The 20,844-nt window shown below is 71.8% G+C and carries 17 protein-coding genes and 1 pseudogene; 5 read left to right on the top strand and 13 right to left on the bottom strand.

Annotation, left to right across the window (positions count from 1 at the left end; translation table 11 throughout):
• Positions 1–96: 96 nt before the first annotated feature.
• Positions 97–1,296 (top strand): glycosyltransferase 87 family protein, encoded by a 1,200-nt coding sequence (locus RCR19_RS32310; RefSeq protein WP_331268311.1) that lies wholly within the window; start codon positions 97–99, stop codon positions 1,294–1,296.
• Here RCR19_RS32310 and RCR19_RS32305 read toward each other — a convergent pair.
• Positions 1,266–1,970 carry a nucleotidyltransferase domain-containing protein gene (locus RCR19_RS32305; RefSeq protein ID WP_331268310.1) on the bottom strand — a complete coding sequence of 235 codons (705 nt, stop codon included), beginning with the start codon at positions 1,968–1,970 and terminating at the stop codon, positions 1,266–1,268. The genes RCR19_RS32310 and RCR19_RS32305 overlap by 31 nt on opposite strands.
• Positions 1,971–2,142: 172 nt before the next feature.
• Here RCR19_RS32305 and RCR19_RS32300 point away from each other — a divergent pair.
• Positions 2,143–2,962: pseudogene (locus RCR19_RS32300) on the top strand (SDR family oxidoreductase).
• Positions 2,963–3,015: 53 nt separating this feature from the next.
• Here RCR19_RS32300 and RCR19_RS32295 read toward each other — a convergent pair.
• The 7 genes from RCR19_RS32295 to RCR19_RS32265 all read right to left on the bottom strand — a co-directional run bounded on the left by RCR19_RS32295 (position 3,016) and on the right by RCR19_RS32265 (position 12,752).
• Positions 3,016–3,249: a hypothetical protein gene (locus tag RCR19_RS32295; protein ID WP_059126801.1), complete on the bottom strand. Its 234-nt coding sequence runs from the start codon at positions 3,247–3,249 to the stop codon at positions 3,016–3,018.
• Between the two features lie 100 nt (positions 3,250–3,349).
• Positions 3,350–4,837 (bottom strand): SDR family NAD(P)-dependent oxidoreductase, encoded by a 1,488-nt coding sequence (locus tag RCR19_RS32290; protein ID WP_331268309.1) that lies wholly within the window; start codon positions 4,835–4,837, stop codon positions 3,350–3,352.
• 228 nt (positions 4,838–5,065) lie between these two features.
• The gene (locus RCR19_RS32285; protein WP_331268308.1) at positions 5,066–6,427 is read right to left on the bottom strand and encodes a wax ester/triacylglycerol synthase family O-acyltransferase; all 1,362 of its coding nucleotides are present in this window, start codon (positions 6,425–6,427) and stop codon (positions 5,066–5,068) included.
• Positions 6,428–6,572: 145 nt separating this feature from the next.
• Positions 6,573–8,903, bottom strand: coding sequence for a GH92 family glycosyl hydrolase (locus RCR19_RS32280; RefSeq protein ID WP_331268307.1), 2,331 nt, complete (start codon positions 8,901–8,903; stop codon positions 6,573–6,575).
• Positions 8,904–9,521: 618 nt separating this feature from the next.
• Positions 9,522–10,742: a glucose-1-phosphate adenylyltransferase gene (gene glgC / locus RCR19_RS32275; RefSeq protein ID WP_059126797.1), complete on the bottom strand. Its 1,221-nt coding sequence runs from the start codon at positions 10,740–10,742 to the stop codon at positions 9,522–9,524.
• A gap of 45 nt (positions 10,743–10,787) precedes the next feature.
• Positions 10,788–11,939, bottom strand: a complete 1,152-nt coding sequence (gene glgA, locus RCR19_RS32270) for a glycogen synthase (RefSeq protein ID WP_331268306.1) — start codon at positions 11,937–11,939, stop codon at positions 10,788–10,790.
• A gap of 75 nt (positions 11,940–12,014) precedes the next feature.
• Positions 12,015–12,752, bottom strand: a complete 738-nt coding sequence (locus tag RCR19_RS32265; RefSeq protein WP_331269615.1) for a (2Fe-2S)-binding protein — start codon at positions 12,750–12,752, stop codon at positions 12,015–12,017.
• 210 nt (positions 12,753–12,962) lie between these two features.
• Here RCR19_RS32265 and RCR19_RS32260 point away from each other — a divergent pair, with 210 nt between their 5' ends.
• Positions 12,963–14,039 (top strand): DMT family transporter, encoded by a 1,077-nt coding sequence (locus tag RCR19_RS32260; protein ID WP_331268305.1) that lies wholly within the window; start codon positions 12,963–12,965, stop codon positions 14,037–14,039.
• A 16-nt stretch (positions 14,040–14,055) separates the two neighbouring features.
• Here RCR19_RS32260 and RCR19_RS32255 read toward each other — a convergent pair whose 3' ends face one another.
• Complete coding sequence (locus tag RCR19_RS32255) at positions 14,056–15,201, bottom strand: transglycosylase family protein (RefSeq protein WP_331268304.1); 1,146 nt, start codon at positions 15,199–15,201, stop codon at positions 14,056–14,058.
• A 315-nt stretch (positions 15,202–15,516) separates the two neighbouring features.
• Between RCR19_RS32255 and gndA the strand changes: the two genes are divergently transcribed.
• Complete coding sequence (gene gndA, locus RCR19_RS32250; RefSeq protein ID WP_331268303.1) at positions 15,517–16,956, top strand: NADP-dependent phosphogluconate dehydrogenase; 1,440 nt, start codon at positions 15,517–15,519, stop codon at positions 16,954–16,956.
• Positions 16,957–17,486: 530 nt separating this feature from the next.
• On the opposite strand, the gene RCR19_RS32245 is transcribed toward gndA, so the two are convergent.
• Positions 17,487–18,158, bottom strand: coding sequence for an aspartate/glutamate racemase family protein (locus RCR19_RS32245; RefSeq protein WP_331268302.1), 672 nt, complete (start codon positions 18,156–18,158; stop codon positions 17,487–17,489).
• A 14-nt stretch (positions 18,159–18,172) separates the two neighbouring features.
• Entirely contained in the window at positions 18,173–18,592 is a 420-nt protein-coding gene (gene panD / locus RCR19_RS32240; RefSeq protein WP_331268301.1) for an aspartate 1-decarboxylase, read from the bottom strand.
• Between the two features lie 401 nt (positions 18,593–18,993).
• Between panD and RCR19_RS32235 the strand changes: the two genes are divergently transcribed.
• The gene (locus RCR19_RS32235; protein ID WP_331268300.1) at positions 18,994–20,214 is read left to right on the top strand and encodes a metallophosphoesterase; all 1,221 of its coding nucleotides are present in this window, start codon (positions 18,994–18,996) and stop codon (positions 20,212–20,214) included.
• A gap of 144 nt (positions 20,215–20,358) precedes the next feature.
• On the opposite strand, the gene RCR19_RS32230 is transcribed toward RCR19_RS32235, so the two are convergent.
• Positions 20,359–20,565, bottom strand: a complete 207-nt coding sequence (locus RCR19_RS32230) for a hypothetical protein (protein WP_331268299.1) — start codon at positions 20,563–20,565, stop codon at positions 20,359–20,361.
• Complete coding sequence (locus RCR19_RS32225; RefSeq protein ID WP_059126788.1) at positions 20,552–20,803, bottom strand: DUF6400 family protein; 252 nt, start codon at positions 20,801–20,803, stop codon at positions 20,552–20,554. Before RCR19_RS32225 ends, RCR19_RS32230 begins: the two co-directional genes overlap by 14 nt.
• Between the last annotated feature and the right edge of the window lie 41 nt (positions 20,804–20,844).

The raw sequence follows: 20,844 nt of genomic DNA, 5'->3' as shown, positions 1-20,844 counted from the left end.
AATGGCCGAGCAGGACGATCCGGCGACGACAGACTCTGCGAAGTGTGCCGCCGACACGGAATCGCCCCGGCACGGCTCCGCGTGATCGGAAAGTGGATGGCCGGCCATGCCGGCTGGTGCCTGGCCGCGTCCGTGGCCCTTCACGTACTGGCTGCCGTCTGCTTCTCCCCCGGGCCGCTGGATCTGCGCGTCTACCGGGACGCCTCGCCACTGGTGCTCTCCGGTCACCTCTACGACTACCGGCTGCACACCGGCCCGCCCATCCCGCTGCTGCCCTTCACCTACCCCCCGTTCGCCGCGCTGGTCTTCCTGCCGCTGTCGCACCTGCCCTGGACGGTCGTGGTCGTCCTGTGGCAGGCGGCCTCCGTGGCGGCCCTGGGGGTGATCGTCCACTGCGCCGAGCGGCTGCGGTCCGCCGGGCGCGGCCGTCCCCGGATGTCCCGTGTCATGCTCTGGACGGCGGGGGGCCTGTGGCTCGAGCCCGTACGGCACACCCTGGACCAGGGCCAGGTCAACCTGCTCCTCGCGGCCCTGGTCCTCGCGGCGGTGGCGGTGCCGCGCCCCGCGGCCGCCCGGGGCGCGGCCCTCGGTCTGGCGGCCGCGGTGAAACTCACTCCGGCCTTCGGCGCGCTGTATCTGCTGGCGACCCGGCAATGGCGGGCGACCGTCTGGGCTGTCACGGCCGCGGCCCTGGCCACGGCCCTGGCCTGGACGGTCGCCCCGCTGGAGTCGGCGCGCTACTGGTCCGGCCTGGTGACCCAGACCCAGCGCATCGGACCTTCGTGGTCCGTGCGCAACCAGTCCCTGCTCGGCGCGGCCGGCAGGCTCCTCGGACCGGACGCCCCGGTCACACTCGCCTGGTGCACGGCCCTGGCGCTGGCCACCGCACTGGCCTCGTGCGCACTGTGGAACGCGGTACGGCGCCGGGACCCGCTGGGTGTCCTGGTCACCGCCGAGCTGTACGGGCTGCTGGTGTCTCCCATTTCGTGGAGCCATCACTGGGTCTGGTGCCTGCCGGCCATGATGTGGGCGGCCCACGGGCCGGAGCGCCATCGGCTGCTCGGCCGGGTGGTGACCGCGGCCTGGCTCGCCGCCACGGCCACCCGCCTGGTGCCGTTCCTGATCCGCATGGAGGACGGGCTGCCGCACCCCACGCCGTACCCGGCTCCGCTGGCGTGGCCGGGCACGGCCTATGCCGCCTGTGCCGTGCTGTCCCTGGTCGCCGTCGCCGCCTCGGGACGGACGGCGGCCGACCGGCCCGCGCTTCAGCGGGTGGGGGCGGCCTCCGGTGCGTAGAAGTGGGCACGGACCCGGTGCAGCCAGGACTCGGCGGCCGCCTCGTCCGGTTCCTGCGGCAGCACGCAGCGCGCCTCGTCGAAGGCGTTCTCGTAGTGCCGGAGCAAGGACCGCGCGACCGTGGCGTCCTCGGCCACGTGCTCGCCGAACGCGCGGTAGTCCTGCGGGTCCTCCAGACGCACGGTCAGCTGTCCGGTGGAGTAGAGCTCCAGCCCCTGGTGGCACAGCCGCTTCAGGTGGCGGGCGTGTTTGGCGGTGCGCCTGCGCACGTCCGCCGACGGGTCCCGGTCACCCTTCGACTCCAGCCTCCTGACCTGCTGGGTGGCGTAGCCGAGATAGGCGGCCCGGACGCGCGGGGCGGACAGGAACGACGCGCGGATGCCGATCAGCTCGTCGCCGAGCGGGGTGCGGACCTCGTACAACTCGTCCGCCAGCCACACCAGTTCCGTCACGCTGGGGTTGCCGCCGAGCGCGAGCCGGCACCATTTCGCGGCCTCGTGGAAGGTCCGGTCGGGATCGGTACCGACGAGGGACTCCTTCGGCGGGTGCAGGCCGTGCAGCTTCTGCGTGGGCACGGCGAAGACGCCGAGCCGGTCCACGTCGGAACCGGCGTGCGCGAGCCCGTACGCCGTCGAGCCGACGATGCCGGACAGCAGGATGTGAGGGACGTTCACGGTCCGCGGCCTTCCTCGGGGTCGAACGGTACGGGCGGCGGTCCGGGCCGGCGCGGCGGAGCGAGGACTGCGCGTGAGGCTAGGCGGCCGCCCACCGGAACGGCCAGCGAATTTCGTACTGACGTACCTCGCCGGTCCGTCATCTGACGGAGCATCATGCGACGGTACGTGGATGACGTCGCCGTACGGGCTCCAGGGCAGGGTGGCCGTCGTCACCGGTGGGTCACGCGGGATCGGCAGGGCCGTGGCGGGAGCTCTCGCGGCGGCCGGCGCCCAGGTGTGCGTCACCGCGCGGGACACGCGGGCGGTGCGGCGCACCGCCGACGAACTCGGCGGTGCCGGACTCGCGGGTGACGTCGCCGACCCGCCCATCTGCAGGAACTCACCGCGTTCGCCCTCCGCACCTTCGGCCGGATCGACGTCCTCGTCAACAACGCCGCCACCAACCAGCCCTACGGCCCCCTCGTCGAGGCCGAACCGGGGCGCTGGCGGGAGGCGTTCACCGTCAACGTGGAGGCACCGCTGCGGCTCGTCCAGTGCGTCTGGCGGGCCTGGATGGGCGAGCACGGCGGCACCGTGGTCAACATCTGTACCGAGGGTGCCGGGCATGTCGGCCCGAACGTCGGCGCCTACGGAACCAGCAGGGCCGCCCTGCTGCACCTCACACGGCAGCTCGCCGGCGAACTCGCGCCGAAGGTGCGGTCAACTCCGTCTCGCCCGGGCTCGTCCGCACGGAGACGGCCCGATTCGTCTGGGAGAGCGGCGAGGACGCCGTCGCCGCGGGGCTGCCGCTGGGCCGCATCGGCGAGGTCTAGGACATCGCGCGCGCCGTGCTCTGGCCGGCGTCGGACGCGGCGGGCTGGATCACCGGCGCGGACCTGCTGGTCGACGGCGGAACCCGGGTCGGACCCGCGTACGTCCCGGAGTCCTCCGCCTCCGGGACGTACGCCATCCAGCATCGATTGCGCTCATGTGCGCCGCATCAGATCTGATGTCACGGGCGTCACCTCGTTCGGGACGACTGACTCGAAGGGTGGCCGATCGCTCACGGGAACAGTGCGATCCCGACGAGGACCAGGAGGATGATCCCTGCGACCAGCGCCACGGTCGCCCAGGTGCTGCGGTGCCTCACCGGGTCGGCCGGCCTGCCACCACGCGGCCGGTCCTCGGGCAGGACGGGCTGCTCCGGACGGTCGGACCGGTAGAACTGCTCGTCGCTCGTGTAGACGTTTCGCGGATCGCCGGTGGCGCGTGGATCGATCTCGTGTGGAATGGCCATGAGAACTCCTTGCGCGGTACTCACGGCAGGTCGAGTTCCCACTTGGCGGCGGGCCACACGCCGGGGGCGGCGCGTCGCCGCCCCGCGGACCGCTTCCGGATCACCACTTCCCGGGGGCGTAGTCCTTCAGGAAGACGCCGTACAGGTCTTCGCCCTGCTCGCCGCGCACAATCGGATCGTATACCCGGGCCGCTCCGTCGACGAGGTCCAGCGGAGCGTGGAAACCCTCCTGCGCCAGCCGCACCTTGTCCGGATGCGGGCGCTCGTCGGTGATCCAGCCGGTGTCGACGGCGGTCATCAGGATGTGGTCCTTCTCGAACATCTCCTGGGCGCTCGTGCGCGTGAGCATGTTCAGAGCGGCCTTGGCCATGTTGGTGTGCGGGTGGCCGGCGCCCTTGTAGCCACGGCTGAAGACACCCTCCATGGCGGAGACGTTCACGATGTAGGTCCGCCGGGCCGCGGAGCCGGCCAGCGCCGCCCGCAGTCGGCTGATCAGGATGAACGGCGCCGTCGAGTTGCACAGTTGCACCTCGAGCAGCTCGACCGGTGTGACCTCCTCGACCGCCTGGATCCAGCTGTTGGTGTCGTGCAGGTCGGGTACGAGCCCGCCCGCGTCGATCGCCGTGCCGGCGGCGATCCGCTCCAGGGAGGCGGAACCCGAGACCAGGGCGAGGCCCGTGACGTCCTGCGCGGTCAGTGCGCCGCCGGCCACCGGCAGCGCTGCCACGGCTCCGGAGCCGAAGGCGCCGATGACCTCGGCGGACGGCAGTTCGCCCGCGGGCAGCGGGGCGGACTCGGCGGCGACCAGTTCGCTGTAGGCCTGCGGGGAGCGGCGCACGGTTTGCGCCGCATTGTTGATCAGGATGTCCAGGGGGCCCTCGGCGGCCACCGAGTCGGCCAGCGCCACCACCTGGGCCGGGTCGCGCAGGTCGATACCGACGATCTTCAGCCGGTGGATCCACTCGTCGCTGTCCGGCTGCGCCTTGAAGCGGCGGATCGCGTCGTTCGGGAAGCGTGTGGTGATGGTGGTGTGGGCGCCGTCCCGCAGCAGCCGCAGCGCGATGTACATGCCGATCTTGGCGCGGCCGCCGGTCAGCAGGGCGCGCTTGCCGGTGAGGTCGGCGCGGGCCTCGCGGCGGGACCGGTTCTCGTCGGCGCAGTTCGGGCAGAGCTGGTGGTAGAAGTAGTCGACCTCGACATAGCGGGACTTGCACACATAGCAGGAACGCGGGCGCTGAAGTATGCCGGCGATCTGGCCGGACTCGGTGACGGAGGACGGCAGAATGCCCTCGGTCTCGTCGTCGATGCGCTGCGCGGACCCGGTCGCCGTCGCCTCGGTGACCGCCTTGTCGTGGGCGGTCTTGGCGGCACGGCGTTCCTGGCGGCGGCGCTGCTTGACCGAGCGGTAGATGCTCGAGGTGGCCCGGCGCACCTTGACCGCGTCCGGGTGGTCCACGTCGAGGTCGTCGAGTTCCGCGAGCACGCCGAGGCAGACGGCCAGTCGCTCCGGGTCGATGCCGGGCCCGTACGCCGTGTCGTCCATGGCCGCCGGGCCGGCGGCTGCCAGGCCGTCCTCTGTCACCGTCATCGCGCTGCCGTTCCTCGCTCCCGCGCAGCGCTCCGACCGCGCTCGCTTTCGAACAGCGAATTTTACGGAGCGCGCGGCCGGGTCTCCAAACCCGTGATCATCGGCGAACAGCGGCAGGTCCGGTCGGGGGCGCGGGAGCTCTCCCCATCGGCGCACGCCCCGCGGCCGGACAGCGTCGAGGGCGGCCGCGCACCGGCACGGCCGCCCTCGACGGGTGTGACGAACCGCTCAGACGCGGCAGGCCGCCAGCAGCGTCTCCACCTCGTCCGGCACCGCGCGCGCCAGGCGCGCCAGGTCCGGCACCGCGCGCGCGTCCGCGACGAACCCGTAGTGGACCCGGCCGCGGTAGGTCGAGATCGCCACCGCCAGGGACTGACCACGCGCCAGCGGGGCGAGCGGATAGATCTCGGCGAGCGGGTTGCCGCCGAGCTTCAGGCCGAGACTCGGCAGCGGGACGCTGGTGACCAGGATGTCGAACCACAGCCGGGCGGCCTGGCTGACGAGCGGTCCGCCCAGCCGGTGGCCCAGCGCGGGCACATGGTCGGCGAGCAGCGCGACGGCACCCGCGCCCCGGTTGGGCCCGGCGTCCTTGTTGCGGTCCATGGCCGTACGGACCGTCCGCAGCCGCTGCAACGGGTCCGGGTCGCCCACCGGAAGCCGTATCAGATAGCCCGAGAGCCGGTTGCCCTGCGGCTGCGCGGTGCGCGGGCGGCGGTTGGAGACCGGGATCAGGGCTCGGGGCTCGACGCCGGCGCTGCCGTCGCCGCGCTCGTCGAGCCATCGGCGCAGTGCGCCCGCGACGACCGCGATCAGGACGTCGTTGACGGTTCCGCCCGCCGACTTGCGCACCCGGTGCACGTCGTCGAGGTCGACGGCGACGCCCGCGGTGCGGCGGGTGCCGCTGGGCTCGGAGATGAGCGCGGACGACGAGCGCGTCCCGAGCGTCGACACGGCGACGGAGGCGCCGATGTCGAGGGCGCGGCCCACGTCGGCGAGCGTGCCGCGCAGCAGACCCGGCAGTCTGCGCATGTCCGGCAGAAGGCCGCGGGCAGGAGCCTGGGGGCGCGGCCGGGGCGCGGGCATGTCCATCGGGTCCATGACCGCGGCGGCCAGCGTGAGGGCGCGCAGTCCGTCGGCGAGCGCGTGGTGGAACTTGAACAGGACGGCGAAGGAGGTGCCGGACTCCCCCGGCAGCACATGCGCCTCCCATGGCGGTCGGCCGCGCTCCAGCGGGCGCTCCATGAGCCGTCCGGCGGCGGCGTGGAAGTCGGCGGTGGGCGCCTGCAGCCGTACATGGTCGAGGGGGTCGAAGTCGGGTGCGGGCTCGCGGGCCGCGCCGCCCAGGGCGAGCGGGAGGCGCGCCGCGGGGAGGGCCCGCCTCAGCAGTCCGTCCGGGAGCCACACGTCGCGGATCCGCATGCGCAGCCCGGGCACCGCGGCGGCACGACCCGCCAGCAGGTCGGCGGCGTGGGCACCCGCGGTGGGCGAGTTGCACGCGAACACCCCGAGGGCGCCCAGGTGCATCGGATGGCGGGCGGATTCGATGTTCCAGAACGCCAGGTCGAGTGGTGCGAGCAGGTCGGAAGTCAATGGCTTGCCTCGCGTCGACGATGGGAGAACACGAAGTCAACCTCCGACTGGCGATTACGGTCAAGTACGATCAGGCTACGCTCAGTTAACAGCAGATAAAGTCCCGCCTCTCCGAGAGAGGCGGGACTTTATGAGACGTGTGAGGTCACTTCAGCGCGGGTGGTGCAGCCTTCGGTGCCGTGCCCCACCCGGACGGCCGCGCGCCGACCGTGAACTCCAGCGTGCTCGGACGGCGCAATGTGTCGGTGGTGATGTACGTCCGTTCGTAGGCCTTTCCGTCGACGCGCACCCCCTGGATGTACCGCTGACTGCCGGACGTGCCGGGCGCGGTGACGGTCAGTCGACCTCCCGGGTAGTACGCCCGGTCCAGCGCCAGGTCGACCCGGTCGAACACGGGCGTGGTCAGTCCCCAGGTGCGGTATCCGGGCTGCACGGGGAAGATCCCGATCGACGAGAGCACGTTCCAGGCGGACATGGTGCCGAGGTCGTCGTTGCCGGTCATGCCCGTCGGCCCGTCGGTGAACAGGGTCAGCGCCGCGTGCACCACGTCGGTCGTCTTCCAGGGCTGGCCGGTGGAGAGGTACGTGTACGGGGCGATGAGGTCGGGCTCGTTCTGCGGGTTGTACTTGTCCGCGTTGTAGTAGGCGTACGGCCCGTTCACCCAGACATCGCGCGCGGTCCCCACGGGGTCCTTGAGCAGCCGGTCGTAGGCGAAGAAGGCGTCGAGCCGGTCGTTGGCCGCGCGGTCGCCCCCGATGAGACCGACCATGCCGCGCAGGTCCTGCGGCACGAGCCACTGGTACTGCCAGGCGGTGCCCTCGTGGAAGCCCACGCTCTTGGCCGGGTCCGCCGGCCCCGCGAAGGCGCCGGACGCGTCCCGGGCGCGGAAGAAGCCGGTCGAGCGATCGAAGACGTTGCGGTAGTTCCGCGAGCGGGCGGCATAGCGCGCCGCGTCCGCGTCATGGCCCAGGTCGCGTGCCATCTGGGCGAGCATCGCGTCGGACAGCGCGTACTCCAGGGTCACCGAGGCGCCGTAGTGGTAGTCGGAGTCACCCGGCTTGGAGTACGGACGGTTCTTGATGTAGGGCGCGAAGCCGTTCGCGATGTACTCGCGGTTCGACTCCCGGCCCACGTACATGGTGTTGGCGGGGGGAACGCCGTCCGCGTTCTTCTTCAGCGCACGGTAGGCCCGCTCCTCGTGTCCCTTCAGGAGCCCCTGCTGGTAGGCGTGGGTGAGGAACGGGGTCACCGGGTCGCCGCTCATGATGTTCGTCTCGACCGTGCCGTAGCCCCACTTGGGCAGCCAGCCGCCCTGCGCGTCGATCTCGAGCACGGAGAGCGCCATGTCGCGGGCCTCGCGCGGGGCGAGCAGGGACAGCAGCTGGGCCTGTGTGCGGTAGGTGTCCCACAGGGACCAGTTCTGGTAGTACGTGAACCCGTTGGTGCGGTGGATCCGCTGGTCCCAGCCTCTGTAGCGGCCGTCGGCGTCACTGCCGATGTTCGGCGCGAGGAACGACCGGTAAAGGGACGCGTAGAAGGTGGTCCGCAGGGTGCGGTCGCCCCCCTGTACCCGGACGTCGTCGAGGCGGTCCTCCCAGGCGCGACGGGCTGCCTCCCGGACCTCGTCGAACGAACCGGGCTGCGCGGCCGCGAGATTGGCCTCGGCGCCGCGCGCGTCCACATACGACAGCGCGGTCCTCGCCTCCACCGTCCGGTCCCTGGTGGTGTCGAACGTGACGTAGGCGCCGTTGCGCCCGGGGCCCGAGGACTTCGTCGCCTTCGGGGTGATCGAGTCCTGGTACCAGGTTCCGTGTGCCGTGAAGGGGCGGCTGAAGCGGGTGACCGTGTAGACCGTGTACGGGCGCGTGGAGCGGCAGAAGCCGCTGCCCGTGATCGTGGTGCGCACGGTGCGGTCGTCGAGGATCTCCACGTTGGAGGAGATGTTCTTGTGCAGCGCCTGGCCCGCGTTGAGCAGCACATTGGCCTTGCCGGTGGCCGGGAACGTGTACCGCTGCACTCCGGTGCGTGCGGTCGCCGTCAGTTCGGCCTGGATGCCGTCGCCGAGTCGGACCCGGTAGTAGCCGGGGCTCGCCTGCTCGTCGGCGTGGCTGAACGTGGCCGCGTACTTGGCGTAGTCGGTCTCCGTGACGTCACCGGTCGTCGGCAGCACGGGCAGATCCCCGCCGATGGCGCAGCCGACGCCGGAGAGGTGGACGAGGGAGAAGCCGCGGATCCGTCGCTGGGTGTAGTCGTAGCCGGTTCTGTGCCCGGTGTCCGGGGAGAGCTGGACCATGCCGAAGGGAACGGCGGCACCGGGGAAGGTGTTGCCTTCGTTCTGCGTGCCGATGAAAGGGTTGACCAGGTCGGTGAGTCTGCCGTCGGGCGGATCGGCGGCCGGGGTGGCCGGCGGGGAGCACAGGGCAGAGGCCGCGACCGCGCCCACGGCGGCGAGGCGCAGGCGCCGGGTCCATCTCATCTGGGAAGACCTCCGGGGGATCGACATCGTTGCCCACATGGTGGTGGCGCCGTGTCGGATTCCGGAGCATCCGAAGCGGTTGACCTGGGGCGCGTCGCGGAAGTCCGGTGCCCGGCAGCGGGGCCGCACGGGTGCGGGGAGTCGGCGAAGGACGGACGGTCTGCCGCCGTGGAACGCCCGAGGAACCGGGCGGAGTTCACCGTCCGGGGTCCGGATGTCCCGTCCCGCGGCGGGGAGCAGTCCGGGGCGGGCCGGATCGGTTGCGGGGCCGCCGTGGGGATGTCAGGACAGGTGGACCGTTCGGGGTCCGGGACGGGACGGCGCCGCCGACGGCGTCGTGGGGGCCGCGCGCGAGGAGCGCGTTCGGGGACACACTCGCCCGCGGGGAGGCGGGTGCACGCCTGCGTCGGTCATGTCCGACCTCGCTTTCGTCGTCCCCCGCCATGTGCCCGGGCCCGTTGCGGGAGCGTCCCCGCGCTCCCGGGCCGACGGCAAGTGCTCATGGGCGACGATAGGCGGCCGGTGACGGGCACTGCCTGCCGAGGGCCCCTCCGGTGCGTCATTCGGGTGGCCGGACCGTGTGCCCCGGCCGCCGCGGGGGCACACGCGCCGGACCGCCTACGGCACGTGCTGCCCCTTCCCCAGTGCGATCACCCCGCCCTTCGACACCGTGTACAGCTCCGTGTCCCGGTCCGGGTTGACGCCGATCGTCGCGCCCGGCGGTACTTCGACGTTCTTGTCGAGGATGGCTCCGCGCACGATCGCGCCCCGTCCCACATGGACGTTGTCGTGCAGGACCGAACCCTGCACGACGGCACCGGGGTCCACGACAACGCCCGGAGACAGCACCGACTGCGTCACCTGCCCCCGGATCAGGCACCCCGCGCTGATGATCGACTCGCTGGCGATGCCGCCGGCGTTGAAGCGGGCGGGCGACAGCTGGCCGGAGTGTGTGTAGATCGGCCAGCTGCGGTTGTAGAGATTGAAGGCCGGCCGCTCCGCGATCAGGTCCATATGGGCGTCGTAGTACGCGTCCAGCGTGCCGACGTCCCGCCAGTACCCCCGGTCGCGGCTGGTCTCGCCCGGCACGTGGTTGGCGCTGAAGTCGTACAGCTGCGCCTCACCGCGGTCGGTGAGGGCCGGCAGGATCGAACCCCCCATGTCGTGTACGGAGTTCGGGTCCTCGGCGTCCCGCTGCAACGCCTCGATCAGTGCTTTGGTGGTGAAGATGTAGTTGCCCATCGAGGCGAAGACGCACTCGGGGTCGTCCGGCAGCCCGGGCGGGTCGGCGGGCTTCTCCAGGAAGCGCTCCACGGTCAGGCCGTCCGAGCCCGGGCTGATCACGCCGAAGGAGGGGGACTCGGCGCGCGGCACCCGTATCCCCGCGACGGTCACGCCCGCTCCGCTGTCGATGTGCCGGGCGAGCATCTGCCGCGGGTCCATCCGGTAGACGTGATCGGCCCCGAACACCGCCACGTACTCGGGCTGTTCGTCGTATATCAGGTTCAGCGACTGCAGGATGGCGTCCGCGCTGCCCAGGTACCAGCGCGGACCGAGCCGCTGCTGGGCCGGGACGGGGGTGACGTAGTTGCCGAGCAGACTGGACATCCGCCAGGTGGTGGTGATGTGCCGGTCCAGCGAGTGCGACTTGTACTGCGTCAGCACGCAGATGCGCAGGATGTCGCCGTTCACGAGGTTGGACAGGACGAAGTCGACGAGGCGGTAGGTTCCGCCGAAGGTCACGGCCGGTTTCGCGCGGTCGGTGGTCAGCGGCATCAACCGCTTCCCCTCCCCGCCGGCCAGTACGATTCCCAGCACCGAAGGTCCACCGCGCCGCATGCCGCCGCCCCTCTAAGCCCGGTTGTGCCGCTCTCTGTTCACTGACTACCCCTGTTCGAGGAGTTCCTCGTACAGGCGAACCGTGCGGCGGGCCACCGTGTCCCAGCCGAACTGCTTCACCGCCCGCTCCCGGCCGGCCTCCCCGAGGCGCTCGGCCGCCACCGGGTCGGCGAGGACCGAGTCCAGGGCGCGGGCGAGGTGCTCCTCGAAGTCGTCGTCCACGTCGACCAGCAGACCGGTGCGACCGTCGTCGACGACCTCCGGGATGCCCCCGGTGCGCGAGGCCACGACCGCCGTACCGCACGCCATGGCCTCGAGGTTGACGATGCCGAGCGGCTCGTACACCGACGGGCAGACGAACACGGTCGCGTGCGTGAGGAGCTGGATCACGTCCGGACGCGGCAGCATCTTGGGGATCCAGTGGACGCCCTCGCGACTCCTGCTCAACTCCTCGAACAGGTCCCGGAACTCGCGGTCGATCTCCGGCGTGTCGGGGGCGCCGGCGCACAGCACGACCTGGGTGTCGGGGGCGATGTGCCGGACCGCGCGCAGCAGATGCGGCACGCCCTTCTGGCGTGTGATGCGGCCGACGAACAGGACGTACGGGCGGCCCGGGTCGAGGCCGAGGCGGGCGAGGACGTCCGTGCCGGGGTCGGGCCGGTAGAGCGAGGTGTCGATGCCGTTGTGCACGACGTGGACCCGGGCGGGATCGAGGTCCGGGTAGCAGCCGAGGATGTCGTCGCGCATGGCGCCGGAGACGGCGATCACGGCGTCCGCCGCCTCGACGGCGGTCCGTTCGGCCCAGCTGGAGAGGGCGTACCCGCCGCCGAGCTGCTCGGCCTTCCAGGGGCGCAGCGGCTCGAGCGAGTGGGCGGTCATCACATGCGGGATGCCGTACAGCAGTTTGGCCAGGTGCCCTGCGAGGTTGGCGTACCAGGTGTGGGAGTGGACCAGTTCGCGGTCCTGGAGGACGGCGGCGATGGAGAGGTCCACGGAGAAGGTGCGCAACGCGTCGTTGGCGGTGTCCAGGGCCGGCCACGACCGATGGCGTACGACGCCCCCGGCACCGCCCTCGCCCCAGCAGTGCACGTCGAGGTCGGTGAGGGAGCGCAACTCCCGTGCGAGGAACTCGACATGAACACCCGCGCCGCCGTACACGTCCGGCGGGTACTCCCGGGTCAGCAGGCCCACACGCACCCGGAACCCCCTGTCTCAGCGGCTGGTTCCCACATGGTCACCCAGATACCGCGGTTGCGGAAGACCACACGGGTGTCAGTCCCGGCCCGGTGGGCGGTCGAAGCAGCAGTCGCCGCACACACCGCCGCCGGGCAGCCGGTAGTAGAGGCAGCAACTGCGGCGCCGGCCGGTCGTGGGATCGAGGGTGCCGGACAGGTCGGGATGCGCGAACAACCCGGCGGCCAGCCCGCGGGCCCGCTCGGCGACGTCCGCGCGGCCCTCCGTCCGGGCCCAGTGGCCGATCATGCGCACGGCGCCCGCGAGAGCGGAGCCGGCGTTGCCCCACAGCAGCCGTTCGGAGACTCCGTGGCGAGAGGCCAGGGCGGTGGTCAGCGGGACGAGATGGGCCTCGCGCACGACGGCGTCGAGCGCGTCGACGGGCAGCGCGCGCACCTCGTCCAGCCACAGGTCCTCGGGCGCGCTGCCGTCCGGGTCCCAGGACAGCCGCCCCGGGTCGAGGTCTGGAACCCTTCCGTACAGCACGGCGCACCCGAGCGCGACGGACCAGAGCCGGGCCGCCAGGCCCTGGTGGGCGATGGAGGCGGCGACCCGGGCCTCGGGGGCGTGGAGACTCCGTGCGACCTTGCGGACGCGGAAAGTCAGCGGATCCCGGTAAACATCCTCGGGGCCGTCGGACGGGGCGGCCGTGTACGCGTGCGCGAGGTCCGGCAGAGCCCCGCGCCGGGGTACTCCGGTGCGTAGTACGAAGAAGCCGCCCAGGGAGCCGAGCGCCGCGAGTTCGGGGTCGAGGTCCACGAAGGCCAGTAGTACCAAGGCCCGCACTGCCTCTCAGCAGGGGGGATCCATCCGTGGTCACCCCTCCAGGGGAGGACGGGAACGTGTTCGTACTCCATCGGCAGTATGACCCAATGCGTGCTCAGGTACGACGACGGGAAGGGTTCGGCACGGCATCGTGTTGATTATGGACGCCGACTGTCAGCCGCGCCGGGCATCACGCTCCGGCCCCCCGCAGAGGAGCCGCTCATGAGCGCCCTCGCGTTGTCCGTGCTCCTTTCACTGTTCTCCGCCGTCGCCTACGCCGGTGGAGCGATCGTGCAGGAGCGGGTCGCCGTGTCCTCGCCGGACGAGTCCTGCGCGCCGCTGCGCCGGCCGGCCTGGTGGGCGTCGGTCGTGCTGAACGGTCTCGGCGGGTTGCTGCACGTCGCGGCGCTCGCCTACGGTCCCCTGAGCCTGGTCCAGCCGCTCGGCGCGCTGACCATCGTCTTCGCCCTGCCCATGGCCGCCCTGTTCGTGGGCCGCAGGGCCGGGGCGACGGCCTGGCGGGGCGCGGTCATGGCGACCGTCGGCCTGGCGGGTCTGCTGTCTCTGGTGGGCGCCTCCGACGCCCAGACGCTGAGCGGCGCCCAGCGTGTGACGGTCGCCCTGGTCACCGCGGGCGGCGTGCTGGCGCTCATGGTGGCGGCCCGCGCGGCACACCGGCATCCGGCGATACGCAGTGTGCTGCTGGCCACCGGGTCCGGTGTCGCGTTCGGCATGTCGTCGGTGTTCACGAAGACGGTCGCGGTGGACTGGAAGAGCGGGGTCGCGCTCGCCGATGTGCCGAGCCTCGCGGTGATAGGCGTCTTCGCGACGGCCGGTCTGCTGCTGTCACAGGCCTCCTACCGGGGTGCGGGCCTCGCGGCCCCGCTCGCCACGCTCACGGTCGTGAACCCGGTGGCCGCGGCGGCGGTCGGCATCACCATGTTCGGCGAGACCTTCCGCTACGGCAGCACGGGCACCGCCCTCGCCCTCGGTTGCGGTGTCGTGGCCGCGGGCGGTCTCATCCTGCTCACGACGGAGCGGATCGGCGGCGAGCAGCGCACGGCGGCCCCGTCGGCCGCCCCGGAACCCGTCTGCGAGCCGGAGCCGCTCCAGACGGTGATCGCCCCGGTGCCCACCCAGGCACCGGTCCCTGCCGAGGAGGACGTGCCCGCGGCGGCGCCGGCCAAGGAGGACAGCTACGGCGACTGGGAGCCGGCCCCGTTGTACGCCCCCTTCTACGGCGGGCCCTTCGTGCCCGTGCCCGCCCCGGACCGGCACCGGGCCCGCGTGAAATCCTGACCGCTTCGGACGGGCGTCAGAGCCTGACGCCGCCCGCGCGGAGATAGGCGAGCGGATCGATGTCGCTGCCGAACGCGGGCCCCGTCCGTACCTCGAAGTGCAGATGCGGGCCGGTACTGTTGCCGGTCGAGCCGGAGCGGCCGATGCGCTGGCCGCCCACCACACTCTGCCCGTCCTTCACGGAGATCGCCGACAGATGGGCGTACTGCGTGTAGCGGCCGTCGGCGTGCCGGACGACCACCTGGTAGCCGAAGGAGCCACCCCAGCCCGCGGCGACGACGTGCCCCGAGGCCACCGCCTTCACGGAGGTTCCTGTGGGCACGGGGAAGTCGACGCCCGTGTGGTAGCCCTTCGACCATGCCCCGCCCGCGGCGTGGTAGGGCGTGCCCGTGGCCGCGGTCACCGGGGCGACCATGGAGTGGGTGGTGGTCCGCTCCGAAGTCTGCTTGCGGGTGGACGACTTGTGGGTCCGGGAGGGTGCGGGTTCCGTGCGCGCCGGGGCCTTGGCGCGCAGTTGCAGCCGCTGACCGGGCAGGATCAGATCCGGGTCGGCCCCGACGGCCTCGCGGTTGGCCGCGTACAACCGCTGCCAACCACCCTGGACATGATGGGTGTCGGCGATCCCGGAGAGCGTGTCCCCGCGCACCACGGTGTACATCTCGGCGGTACCCGCCTGCGACTGGGGCGTGGTCTGTGGTTTCACATCCCGTACGGAGCGCTCGGCGGCCCGCGTGGCGGTGCCGGGGGTGTCGCCGGTGGGCCCGCTCGAACGGGCCCCGGAGTCGTCGCGGGTGAGGCCCGCGCGTACGGAGCAGACCGGCCAGGCGCCCGGGCCCTGTCCCTTGAGGACCTTCTCGGCCACCGCGATCTGCTGGTCCCTGGTGGCGAGATCCGCGCGCCGGGCGTAGGCCGTACCGCCGTAGGCCTCCCAGGTGGACTGGGTGAACTGCAGTCCGCCGTAGTAGCCGTTGCCCGTGTTGATGCTCCAGTTGCCGGTCGACTCGCAGGCGGCGACCTTGTTCCAGGTGTCCATGTCCGCGGCGTGCGCGACCCCGGCACCGATCAGCGGGATGGCCATCCCCGCACTGCCCGCCGTGACGGTGAGCGAGGCGCGGTTGATCCTTGTCGGCTGATACCGGCGGTGCCGGCCGCGTACGGCCATGGGAACCCCCTCGACATGCGTCAGGAGGGGCAAAAGTAAGCGTTGCGAACAGGCCATGACAAGACGGCAATCGGCCTCTTCGGCGGGCCAACTGACCTGGTTCCGCCCCCCGTTTCCGGACGGGCGAGGACGACCTGCCCGTGCGGCTGCCGCCTGCGCGCCCCTCGCCGCGACACGCGGATGTGCGGTGGGCGTACCGGCACGTCAGGATGGTCACCGGGCAATACTGACGAACACGACCGGCACCACCCCCTGAGGATGTCCTCAGGACCGAACCGGCACCGCCGATTCCAGGACCTCTAGGAGCCAACCGTCATGAGCACTTCAGCCCAGATCGGCGTCACGGGTCTCGCGGTCATGGGCCGCAACCTCGCCCGCAATTTCGCGCGCAACGGCTATACGGTCGCCCTGCACAACCGGACCGCGGCACGGACCCACGACCTAGTGAAGGAGTTCGGCCACGAGGGCGACTTCGTGGCGACCGAGACCGCGAAGGACTTCGTTGCGGCGCTCGAGCGGCCCCGGCGTCTGATGATCATGGTGAAAGCCGGGGCGCCGACCGATGCGGTGATCCAGGAGTTCGCCCCGCTCCTGGAGCCCGGCGACATGATCATCGACGGCGGCAACGCGCATTTCGCGGACACCCGCCGACGTGAGAAGGAGCTCCGCGAACAGGGCATCCACTTCGTCGGCACCGGTATCTCGGGCGGTGAGGAGGGCGCACTGCACGGCCCGAGCATCATGCCCGGAGGCTCGGCCGAGTCCTACGACTCCCTCGGCCCGATGCTGGAGAAGATCTCCGCGAAGGCCGAGGACGGCGCGCCCTGCGTGACCCACGTCGGGCCCGACGGCGCCGGCCATTTCGTGAAGATGGTGCACAACGGCATCGAGTACGCCGACATGCAGCTGATCGGCGAGGCGTACCAGCTGCTGCGCGACGTCGCCGGCTACACCCCCGCGCAGATCGCCGAGATCTTCCGCACCTGGAACACCGGGCGGCTCGACTCGTACCTGATCGAGATCACCGCGGAGGTGCTCTCGCACGTGGACGCGGCGACGGGCAAGCCGTTCGTGGACGTGGTCCAGGACCAGGCGGAGCAGAAGGGAACCGGACGCTGGACCGTGCAGATCGCCCTCGATCTCGGGGTGCCGGTGTCGGGCATCGCCGAGGCGGTGTTCGCGCGCTCGCTGTCCGGGCACTCGGCGCTGCGCGAGGCCTCGCGCGGCCTGGCCGGCCCGAAGCCGGCACCGCTGGCCGAGGACGAGGCCCGGGCCTTCGCCGACCGGGTGGAGCAGGCGCTGTACGCGTCGAAGATCGTGTCGTACACCCAGGGCTTCCACGAGATCGCCTCGGGCAGCGAGGAGTACGACTGGAACATCGACCTCGGCAGCATCGCCTCCATCTGGCGTGGCGGCTGCATCATCCGCGCGGCCTTCCTCGACCGCATCCGCGCCGCCTACGACGCCCGCCCCGATCTGCCGAGCCTGCTCTCCGACGAGACCTTCGCCCGTGAGATCGGGCAGGCGCAGGACGACTGGCGCGAGGTCCTCGTCGCGGCGACCCGCCAGGGTGTCCCGGCACCCGGGTTCTCCGCGGCGCTCGCCTACTACGACGCGCTGCGCGCCGAACGGCTGCCTGCCGCGCTCACCCAGGGGCAGCGGGACTTCTTCGGGGCGCACACCTACCGGCGCACGGACCGCGAGGGCTCGTTCCACACGCTGTGGGGCGGGGACCGGACGGAGGTCGGGGCGTAGCGCGCCCCACGCACCGCATGACGGTGGCCCGGTGCCCGGAGGGAGACCTCCGGGCACCGGGCCACCGCGCGGCGCCGGCCTACTTCAGGGGCGGCCCCGGCTCGGGCTCCGGCACCGGGTCGGGCCCCGGTGGCTCCGGGATCGGGGACGGAGGCGGCTGAGGCGTGGGCCGGGGTTCCGGGTCGGGCACGGGCTCCGGTCCGGGACGCGGACGATCGGGACCCGGACCGGGCGGAACGGGGCCGGGTACGGGCGGCACCGGCGCCGGGCCGGGCGGTACGGGTTCGGGCGGCACGGGTTCCGGGCCCGGCGCGGGCCCCGGCTCCGGAGTCGGATCCGGTCCCGGGGTCGGTCCCGGTCCGGGCGGCGGTCCCGGCCGTGCGGGATCGGGGAACGGATGCGTCATCGTGTCCTCCAGCCATTAGCTGCGTCGGCCCTGGACTTGTGCCCCGGGTACCCGGGGCACCGATCGGCACTCACCCCGTCGCGGGACACCGGCAGGACCGGGTGGGCCACGGACCGACCGGAAACTACCCGGTCGGCCGTGCGGCGCCGCGGAGCGCCGCCGCGGCCGCCGCCAGCCCCGGTTCGGGGCTGGCGAGGACCGGGACGTCGGTCGAGGTCAGGTACCCCGCGGGGGCCATGGACGCCTGGGCCAGGACGATCGCGTCGGCATCGGTGACCGTGTCGGCGCTGCCCGCGACCGCCCGCACGTATCCGTCGGTGTCCCCCGCCTCGAACCGCTCCCACGCCCCCTCGACGAGTACGGTGCGCACCTCGACGTCGCCGCCGGCCGCCTCCTCCCGGATCAACGCGACCGTGGGCGCCAGGGTGCTCTCCACCGTGGCGATCACGACGATGCGGGGGCCCGTCGCCACCGCTGCGGCGGCCATCGGCCGGTCCACCCGGAGCACGGGCACGTCCACCTCCGTGCGCTCGGCGACCGCACCGATGGTCGAGCAGGTGCACAGCACGGCGCGGGCGCCCGCCGCGACCGCCGCGTCGAGGAGATGCCGGACGGCGTCTGCCACGGCGTCCGGGCCATGGACGCGGGCACGTTCGAGCAGTTCCTCGGCCACGAGATGCCTGAGTTCGAGCCCGGGATGGAACCGGTCCCGCAGGGCGTCGAAGACGGGGACATGGGCGGATGAGGTGTGCAGCAGGGCGAGCGCACCGCGCCCCCCGCCGTCGACTGTGGACACGTTCTCCCCCTCGGTCAGGCCGTGACGGCCTGCGGGCTGCGCTCCTGGTCCGAGCCGGGTACGGGGGCGGACGGGTCCGACCCCTGGGCCACGATCCGGTTCTCGCGGTCCACGTGCACGACCCTCGGCCGCAGGGCCCGCGCCTCGGCGTCGGAGACCTGGGCGTAGCTGATGACGATCACCAGGTCGCCGGGGTGCACAAGATGGGCCGCGGCACCGTTGATCCCGATGACGCCGGAACCGCGCTCGCCCTCGATGACATAGGTCTCCAGCCGGGCGCCGTTGGTGACGTCGACGATGTGGACCAGTTCACCGGGCAGCAGATCGGCCGCGTCGAGCAGGTCCGCGTCGATGGTCACGGATCCCACGTAGTGCAGGTCGGCCTCGGTGACGGTGGCACGGTGGATCTTGGACTTGAACATGGTGCGCAGCATGGGGAAACTCCCGGAAGTAGGCTCCCTGCCTGCGTTTTTGCAGGTCAAGGGCGTTCTTCACCTTACACCGGCACGCGTCGGACACGACGGGTATCAGGAACGTCGCCTCCTCCTGACGAGGAGGGCTTCCGGCCCGGGCTTCCGCGCGAACCTGGCTGTCGTGACATCGCCGGCCATGCGCCTGCCCGGGCGCTCGTCGCCGAATGCGGCGGGACTGCCGCTGATGAAACACCGACATACCTGACGTCGCATCAGGGAAACGGAGGTGTCTGCGGGCCGGCGCTGCCGTCACGGGGAGAACCCTCCGTCCCAAGGGGCCCCGCCCATGAACGCCGGTCCGGCCGGCTCGAGGGCGACCGGATACAGTACGCGAGACGGCAGCCTGGTCAGGGAGGGGAAGCATGACCCACACCAGCGACACCCGACCCGCCGACAGCGAGGCACAAGCTCCGCGCAGGAGTCGGCTGCACCGCCTGATGCGCTACATCCCCCTGATCGCCCCCGTCCTGCTTTGGACCGTGCCCTGCTGGGTGCTCCTGTACACCGGCCAGCACTGGCCGCTGCCCGTCACGCTGGTCGGCACCGCCCTGTTCGCCCTCGGTCTCATCGCTATGCCGCTCACGATGGTGCGCGGCCACGGCCGGCGCCAGCAGGACCGGGCGGCGATCATCGGTGACACCCTGCTGGGCACCAGCTGGATTGTGTTCACCTGGTCCGTTCTGCTCGGCATCCTCTTGCGGCTCGCCCTGACCGTGGCCGACGTCGGCGGGAGCCAGGACCGGGCCCGAATCGTCACCTGGGCCGTCCTCGGCGTAGCCGTCGTACTGCTCGGCTGGGGGTATGCCGAGGCCCGCCGCGTGCCACGGGTGCGCCGTCTCGACGTGCAACTCCCTCGACTGGGTGCCGGGTTGGACGGCCTCCGGGTCGTCCTCGTCACCGACACCCACTACGGCCCACTCGATCGCGCTCGCTGGTCGGCACGGGTGTGCGAGACGGTGAACGATCTGGAAGCCGACCTGGTCTGCCACACCGGGGACATCGCGGACGGCACGGCCGAACGCCGACGCGCCCAGGCCACCCCGCTCGGTACCGTGCGGGCGACCCGGGCCCGTGTGTACGTCACCGGCAACCACGAGTACTACAGCGAGGCCCAGGGCTGGGTCGACCTGATGGACGAGCTGGGCTGGGAGCCGCTGCGCAACCGCCATCTGCTGCTCGAACGCGGAGGCGACACCCTCGTGGTCGCCGGCGTGGACGACGTCACCGCCGAGTCCTCCGGCCTGGCAGGTCACGGCGCCGACCTCGCCGAAGCTTTGAACGGCGCCGACCCCGACCTGCCCGTCCTGCTCCTGGCACACCAGCCCAAGTTCGTCGACCAGGCGGCAGCCGACGGCATCGACCTCCAGCTCTCCGGCCACACCCACGGCGGCCAGATCTGGCCCTTCCACCACCTGGTCCGCATCGACCAGCCCGCCCTCGCCGGCCTCAGCAACCACGGCGCCCGCACCCTCCTCTACACCAGCCGCGGCACCGGCTTCTGGGGCCCGCCGTTCCGCGTCTTCGCCCCCAGCGAGATCACCCTGCTAGTCCTCCGCTCCCCACACCTGCCCACCTCGCCGTAGCACTGGGCGGGGCCGACACTTCGGCTCGGAGCTGTCCACGAGCCGCAACACGGCGTGGTCGCCGGTAGCCAGCCCAGGGGGCTGAGGTGTGCGAGCGGAAAAGGACCGCCGCCGCACCGGATACGCAGGAGCCGGTCGAAGGGGTCAGGCGGTCGTGTCCTCGAACCACACATGCGTGCAGTTCGGGCATTGCAGATGGACCACGGGCCCGGAGTTGGACAGCAGATAGCGCCAGTGGACGTGGCAGGTGCGGCCGGCCAGGCAGTTGTCGCAGTCCTCGTGGTCCCGGCAGTTCGGACACGGGAGCCAGGCGCGACGCGCCCTGTCGGCGTGGGGGTCAATCGGCAGCACGGCCCTGCCCGAGATCGGGGGGCAGCACTCCGGCGGCCACCAGGCGCTCGTAGATCCGCTGCTGATGCTCGTCGAGGCCGGAGTACAGCATCCGGTACGCCTCGTCCTCGGCCGCCATCGCCGCCACCGGGTCCCAGCCGGGCTCCATCGCCGCGAAGAACTCCGTACGCCGGCGCGCCTCGTCCGCGGTGAGGTCCATCTCGAATATGTGATGGTCGGGGGTGCTCTCGTGGGCCATGAGCGGGCTTTCCTGAAGGAAATAGATGACTATTACACATT

The organism is Streptomyces sp. WAC07094 (assembly GCF_036320405.1).
Taxonomy (GTDB): Bacteria; Actinomycetota; Actinomycetes; order Streptomycetales; family Streptomycetaceae; genus Streptomyces; species Streptomyces lannensis.
The sequence above is the reverse complement of the archived record's forward strand: the minus strand, read 5'-3'. Positions and strand labels throughout refer to the sequence as shown.

What these genes read in the sequence shown, in the direction of transcription:
- RCR19_RS32310 (WP_331268311.1), top strand. Translation starts at nt 97, where the DNA reads ATGGCCGGCCATGCCGGCTGGTGCCTGGCCGCGTCCGTGGCCCTTCAC.
- RCR19_RS32295 (WP_059126801.1), bottom strand. Translation starts at nt 3,249, where the DNA reads ATGGCCATTCCACACGAGATCGATCCACGCGCCACCGGCGATCCGCGA.
- RCR19_RS32290 (WP_331268309.1), bottom strand. Translation starts at nt 4,837, where the DNA reads ATGACGGTGACAGAGGACGGCCTGGCAGCCGCCGGCCCGGCGGCCATG.
- RCR19_RS32280 (WP_331268307.1), bottom strand. Translation starts at nt 8,903, where the DNA reads ATGAGATGGACCCGGCGCCTGCGCCTCGCCGCCGTGGGCGCGGTCGCG.
- glgC (WP_059126797.1), bottom strand. Translation starts at nt 10,742, where the DNA reads ATGCGGCGCGGTGGACCTTCGGTGCTGGGAATCGTACTGGCCGGCGGG.
- RCR19_RS32260 (WP_331268305.1), top strand. Translation starts at nt 12,963, where the DNA reads ATGAGCGCCCTCGCGTTGTCCGTGCTCCTTTCACTGTTCTCCGCCGTC.
- RCR19_RS32255 (WP_331268304.1), bottom strand. Translation starts at nt 15,201, where the DNA reads ATGGCCGTACGCGGCCGGCACCGCCGGTATCAGCCGACAAGGATCAAC.
- gndA (WP_331268303.1), top strand. Translation starts at nt 15,517, where the DNA reads ATGAGCACTTCAGCCCAGATCGGCGTCACGGGTCTCGCGGTCATGGGC.
- panD (WP_331268301.1), bottom strand. Translation starts at nt 18,592, where the DNA reads ATGCTGCGCACCATGTTCAAGTCCAAGATCCACCGTGCCACCGTCACC.
- RCR19_RS32235 (WP_331268300.1), top strand. Translation starts at nt 18,994, where the DNA reads ATGACCCACACCAGCGACACCCGACCCGCCGACAGCGAGGCACAAGCT.
- RCR19_RS32225 (WP_059126788.1), bottom strand. Translation starts at nt 20,803, where the DNA reads ATGGCCCACGAGAGCACCCCCGACCATCACATATTCGAGATGGACCTC.